6 protein-coding genes are annotated in these 6416 nt (G+C 37.4%); all 6 read right to left on the minus strand.

The window, feature by feature from the left end:
* Positions 1 to 338 precede the first annotated feature (338 nt).
* The gene (locus K5677_RS03880) at positions 339 to 1751 is read right to left on the minus strand and encodes a BspA family leucine-rich repeat surface protein (RefSeq protein ID WP_296724888.1); all 1413 of its coding nucleotides are present in this window, start codon (positions 1749 to 1751) and stop codon (positions 339 to 341) included.
* Between the two features lie 628 nt (positions 1752 to 2379).
* Complete coding sequence (locus K5677_RS03885) at positions 2380 to 2754, minus strand: hypothetical protein (RefSeq protein ID WP_296724889.1); 375 nt, start codon at positions 2752 to 2754, stop codon at positions 2380 to 2382.
* Positions 2755 to 2931: 177 nt separating this feature from the next.
* Complete coding sequence (locus tag K5677_RS03890; protein WP_296724892.1) at positions 2932 to 3477, minus strand: prolyl-tRNA synthetase associated domain-containing protein; 546 nt, start codon at positions 3475 to 3477, stop codon at positions 2932 to 2934.
* Between the two features lie 156 nt (positions 3478 to 3633).
* The gene (locus K5677_RS03895) at positions 3634 to 4677 is read right to left on the minus strand and encodes a site-specific integrase (protein ID WP_296724893.1); all 1044 of its coding nucleotides are present in this window, start codon (positions 4675 to 4677) and stop codon (positions 3634 to 3636) included.
* A gap of 73 nt (positions 4678 to 4750) precedes the next feature.
* Positions 4751 to 4978 (minus strand): hypothetical protein, encoded by a 228-nt coding sequence (locus K5677_RS03900; protein ID WP_294755321.1) that lies wholly within the window; start codon positions 4976 to 4978, stop codon positions 4751 to 4753.
* An 87-nt stretch (positions 4979 to 5065) separates the two neighbouring features.
* Entirely contained in the window at positions 5066 to 5533 is a 468-nt protein-coding gene (locus tag K5677_RS03905; RefSeq protein WP_296724896.1) for a TraM recognition domain-containing protein, read from the minus strand.
* Between the last annotated feature and the right edge of the window lie 883 nt (positions 5534 to 6416).

The following is a 6416-nucleotide window of genomic DNA, read 5'->3' on the forward strand; positions in this document are numbered from 1 at the left end:
TTTTCGTATGGAATACTTGTATGGAATGCGTTTTTAAAAGCTGAAATACTATTCTTCTAATTGAATTTAATTTCAACATTCTTTTCAATAATACATGAGAAAACCAGTGCAGCGAATACTGCACCGGCTCTATTCCCAATAATTCTAAATGTAAGATAGTATTCTATTTATCGGGAACAGAAGATTTGTGCACTAACATCGAAGGACTTTTGTTGGCCAATTTGAAAGATTAATAATTTATCAGCCGACTGTGGTTACTAAATCCACAGTCGGTTTATCTTAATGCTAACAAGAGAAACGGCTCCCATACAGGGAGCCGGTTCTCTTATAGTTCAGGATTACTTTTTGTTTTCTTTGCAATGTTTATTATCAGATATAATAATTGAAGTTATACCAAGACCAATCAACACAAATGCTCCAAGAATGATATATAAATATATCATTGAATTATTACCGGTTTGAGGCAGTTCAGTATCACTGTTTGAAGTGCCATCATTATTTGCATTTGATGAATCTGTTGTAGTCGAAGTTTCTGTAGAAGATGAAGTGGAGGTTGTAGATGTTGCAGAGGTTGTAGATGTGGAGTCTGTAGTAGCTGCAGTTGTAGTAGCGGTAGTTGTTGTTGAAGTTTCTGTAGAAGATGAAGTAGAGGTTGTAGATGTTGTAGTGGTGGAGTCTGTAGTAGCTGCAGTAGTAGTTGTAGTAGTTGTTGTTGTTGTTGAGGTTTCTGTAGTTGATGAAGTAGTGGTTGTAGATGTTGTAGTGGTAGATTCTATTATTGTTTCAGAGGGGGTATTACTGCGGAATGTAAAATAACCTGGATGCTCTTCTGTATCAATACATGCATATGAACTATCAATATTTGTGTCTGAAAAAAGGGTTTTATTACCACCAACAAGTCCTATACAACGATTAAAAAGGGAATCTTTTTCGCCTAAAATTTTTAATGATGCTGTAGACCATTCATTAGAAACATAAATAGTGTGTAATTGTTTGCAACTATCAAACATCCACATCATGCTTATAGCTCTTTTGGTGTTAAAACTACTTAAATCGAGATCAGATAGCTTTGAACATCCAGAGAATAATCTACTAAACATGGTAACATTGCTTGTATCAAAATTGTCAACGCGTAAGAATAAGAGCTCCTTACAGTCTTCAAACATATTAGACAGAGATTCTAAATTAGGTGTTTCAAAATTCTCTAAGTTAAGTATTTTTAATTTACTACACCTATTAAACATAGAATCCATTTGTCTTACATTTCTTACATCAAAGCTGCTTAAATCTAATTTTTCAAGGTTGTTACAGTCATTAAACATTGAAGCCATTGTTGTGACTTTACTTGTATTAAAATTACTAATATCAAGATATTCCAGATTATGGCAATTATGAAACATACTTTCCATATTTGTTGTATTACTGGTATCAGCCTTTGACAGATCAATTGAAGTAGCTTTGCAATTATAGAACAAACGGGAACAAATCTCAGGGAGAATCGTACCTTCTTCTGCTACAATTGTTTTTATTCTTTCATCTTGCATACCAGGGAAATCGATTTCATTTAAGATTGTCCCTCTTAAAGTTAATACGCCAGTTTCTTCATCGAAAGTCCAATTTGAAGAATCCTCAGCATGAACTTCAAGACATGTTTTCAAATTTGCTCCGTTGTAACTATTCATTGCGGAAACACTACCTATTAGCGCAAATGATAAAACAGAAGCAGTTATTCTTTTGATAATCGTTTTCATCTTTTACCTCCAACGTAAATAATTGATTATAGTATGTACGATATTTAAAAATTTATATCATAATACGATTATAGTATTTTATCATTTTTCTTGATAATTGTCAAGTCTAATTATGCTGTTTGTTCCATAAGCAAAAGAATTAAAGAGCCAATGATGCGACTCTTTAATTTATATCATACATATTTATTCATTTGCCTGTGATATGTAGCCTTTCCGCTATATTACGCATTGCAGAAGCTGTACTCCTGTGTCAATGATGTCAGTGACGTGTCCCCTTTATTTGCAACGTTTCAAATGATAAAAAACCATGTATTTGAAACGCTTTTTGAATGTGCCATAAGACTTTAGTCTATTGATATACTTCAGAATTCCTGGTTACTGAACTTAATCATTGCATTATGTCATTTATTGATTATTAATAATTTATTTGCATCTTTCTGAAACTCGTAATCTGTGCATCTAATAACCACGTTATATTTTTTACAAAAATAATCTATAACACGTTCTATCATTTCGGATGCATTGCTGTCAAGATCACACAATGGGAATATGCGTACCTGTTTACATAGTCTGAGCATCTCTGAAATAGCAGCAATATGAAAATCGTAGTTTTCCTCCTCATAATGACTTATAGCAACACTGCATTTATTTTTTCGCAGTATAGATCAAACTTGATATCCTGTTCATCTGAATAGAGATGGAAATTATTGTCGCTTCCTGAATTTGAATATTCATCTATCGTAAAACCGCTGAATAATCCGTTTGCCATATCGAAATTCAAATTTCCTCTTATGTTGTATAACGAGAGCTCAATTTTGTACTGATGATTATAATCTGTAAGCAGTAATGTGATCTTATTGGTATAATCACAATAATACTCATCAATGACTTTTGAACTATAATTCAGCTCCACTATAGTTCCAAAGCGCCACCAATATTGAAACTCTGGCGGGATCTTCTCCTTAAGAATGTCTATGCCGTTTATTCTCTTTTGATTGAACATACTATCACCTATACAGATTTGTTTTTCTTAGATTATACAATATCACAACAGTTATGTCAACATCAGGCAACCAGTCCCTCGACAGTATCTGAGCATATCATCTCGGAGCAGCCGTACTGTATATGTATTTATATTATACTAAACAGACCTAAATAATTATCTGCATGGCTTTAATTATCATTCTACCGGCAAATCTATAAATATAGGCTCATGCTTAGCCTCACGGACATATTTAAGCATATCATCACGGAGCAGGCGAACTGTCGAAGTGTTGATGCCTGGGTGTCCGCAGATGTATTCATCTTTCATCAGATCGTTATCTATGACAAGCTGAATGTTGTTGTCTGTATCAAATATGAGCTCCAGTGCTGATACAGAACCGGGGATAGTGTGGAGATACTCCTGCATCTTATCAGCTTCAGCGAACGAAAGACGAGCACAGTTAAGCTGAGAAGTCAGGAACTTAGTCTTGAAGGGCTTATCTCCCGGCATAAGGAGCATATAGAAACTTGTCTTCTGACGGTTACAGAGAAACAGGTTCTTGCATATCTTAGCTCCAAGTACCTTCTCGATTGCCAGACAATCCTCCATAGTATCAGCGTGGTCGTGGTCAGCACGCTTATAATCTATGCCGAGAGTATCAAGCTTATCGTATATAGCCATTTCTACGTCAGAACGCAACTCAGTTGGTCTTCCTGTATAAAGTTTGTTATCAATATTCATTTAAAAGCTCCTTTACCAGTTGTCACGCATAAGGAAAACTGTGATAATAAAAATTACTTTTTGCTGATTCAATTATAACATACGCTCACAATTTGGTCAATAGTTCAAACAAAAAAAGCAGCCGCAAGGCTGCCTAATAATAACAATTCATAAATTCTAATCCTTATCTGAACCTTCAATCAGTCTGTTAAAGTAATCGTCGATCTTCTTATCGACCTGCTTACGCTCCTCCGAGAACGTATGCTGATATACTGATTTAAGCGTAGAATTGGTCGACCACCCTCCCCTCTCCATCGCATACTTGTCAGGAATGTTAAGCATGAGCATAACACTCGCAGACAAGTGACGGAGATCATGAAAAGTCATGTGATAGTTATGCTCTTCAAGCAGCTTATAAAACTTGCTTCGCAGCGTCTGATACTCCATCTGAACTATAAACTCGTCTTCCTTCTCATGAGGAACAGCCGTGATGAGGTCTTTTATGTAGTCAGGTATAGTAAGCTTTCTTGTTGACTTGTATGTCTTATTCTGGTCACGAACATTATTTTTGCCGTCAAAATAGATATTACTGCGGCATACTGTAAGTGTATTATCCTTTAGATCTCTAAACTGAAGACCTCTTACTTCGCTCATACGCAGCGACAGCCACATGGCCAAGAGACAAGGAAGCTCTATATCCGTGCCACGCACCATGTCGATTACCTGCTCCGCTGTGGGCAATTCCTTCAATTTTGGCTTCTTCGCAGGGTATGTCACATGAAGGATAGGGTTGATATCATACAGCTTAAGAGCTGCGCAGATCAAGTTAACACCTTCCTTAATTGTCTTTGCTCCTACCTTAACTGCATCTTCGTTTATAGCCTGCTGTACAGTAAAACTGTTTACTGCATTTACATCAAGCGGCATGAGGCTTTGTAATCTGTTCCTGCGAAGTATGCCGTATCCTCTCAGCGTTGATGGAGCAAGCACATTCTGTTTTGATGTTATATACCCATCCACTGCATCTGCAACCGTCAATCCTTCTTTACGCTTCATACCATTAATAATATACTCTGCTGCTAATTTCTCAGCCTCCCACTTAGTAGGTGCTGTAAACGACTCGCGTATCTTTTTACCGTTTTCATCCAGTCCGACAAATACCTGAGCGTTCCAGCTGCCGGACTTTAATTGGTGTGCTTCTGGCATTTTTCGTTTAGGCATATTAATTCCTCCATATATTAATAGAGGACGTATTTAAGGCTTACACCATAATTACGCCCTCTATAATTTTTGATTAAGCGCTGATCAACGCTTCGATATCAAGTCCCGAATGCTCAATGAAGAGCTGTACGCGCTTCAATGTGAGAGCAGAAGGATCATGGTCGTAGTTATACAATGTCCTTGTTGTGAGCTCCATCGTCTTTGCAAGAGCTTCGTCTGAAAGTTCATTAAGATATTGATAACGACGGATATTACTCCATATAACCATATAAAATGTATACGGCTTAGTTTTGGCTTTCATAGTGTTCACCTCGCTTTCTTACTGCTTGACAGCGGAATGTTGTTGTAATATAATAAGTATAAGTTGGTGCGCCCTTAAGGGCGCCCACTAGCTTTTTCTGAATTTAAATCTGTTGACCTTCAGACACGGCTCATCAGCCATTGCAGACTTCGGTGCCGGATTCTTATAAGTCCAGCCGATGACAGTAGACTGCTTGTTTTGGCCTGCCGTTTTGTCATAAAGCAGACCGTAAACCAGGCACTGCCCCTGCTCCAGACTTGCAAGAGTAGCTGCATCAATACCTGTGAGCTTAGAGATGTCCGCGAAATCAACGTATTCCGGGCGAAAGATAATCAGCGTCCTGCAGTTACCGAATGTTTTACCAAGTTTTTCCTTAACAGCTGAAAAGTGCTGTGTTGCTATTAACATACGTATACCATGTTTTGCACCCTTGCGCAGCAATTTGTCAATTGCGCTATCAGTGCTTATATCCAGATCTTGCGCTTCATCAAGAATTATTGTATTACGAGTCTCAGGGAAATGCTGCTTGAAGGCGTAAAAACTAGCAAGCAACATATCTGTCACGTATGAACCTTTAGCTACACTATCAAAGCCTGTGGAAATTACAACTATCTTCTTCTGGGCAGAGAAAAATTCTCTCCATGAAGTCTTTGGAGTTGGTAGTTCTTCAAAATCTTCAAGGACACCTTCGATTTTATCTCGTAAAGCCTTTTGAACTTCATCTTTTTCATCAAGATAAGCAAGTATATCACATATATTTGACAGATACGTTGATAGCTTGAAATATAAAAGTCATATGATAGATGATGACTCTCTCAGTTTCTTCAAACCAGCTTACCATATAAGCAACTGTCCGGAGTGGATCGGAAGAAATATGTATTATCCGTTTCATAGGTACGATGTGCTGTACTATTCTAAAAATGATATAAAAATGTCTAACTCCAGACACCTCCAGACACGTCGGTACTCATTTAAATGAGCAACAAGTGGAACTCACCGATCAGGAATTCTGGGATCTTATCTGGAATGATGTTCTTCCATGGATAGAAGAAAATGGTTATTGATATTTTATGGTGTTAATTTTCCTACACTTTTCCTACAGTTTTAAGTTTTTTTCTGCAAAGGCAATAAGCATCAAATCAGCTTTTGTCCTCGAAACACAGGTGCAAAACAGGATTCTATTAAATCATGAGAAACTGCCGAAAATCCGTCAGCGTCGCCTTGTGGTCCCGAAGGCCGTGGAGCATACAAAATTAAAGTTATAAAATGATGACCGCCAAATGGCGGTCATTTGTTTGTAAGCGTCAAATAAACCGCGTCCCATAAGATATAAAAATATCCTCGCCGATGGCGAGGAAAAACTTTATCAATTATTCCATGGCAGAAGTATCGTACCTGCCGGATTTGAAAACAGGTCGGTCAGATACTTTTCAACGTC

The organism is Ruminococcus sp. (genome assembly GCF_024684275.1).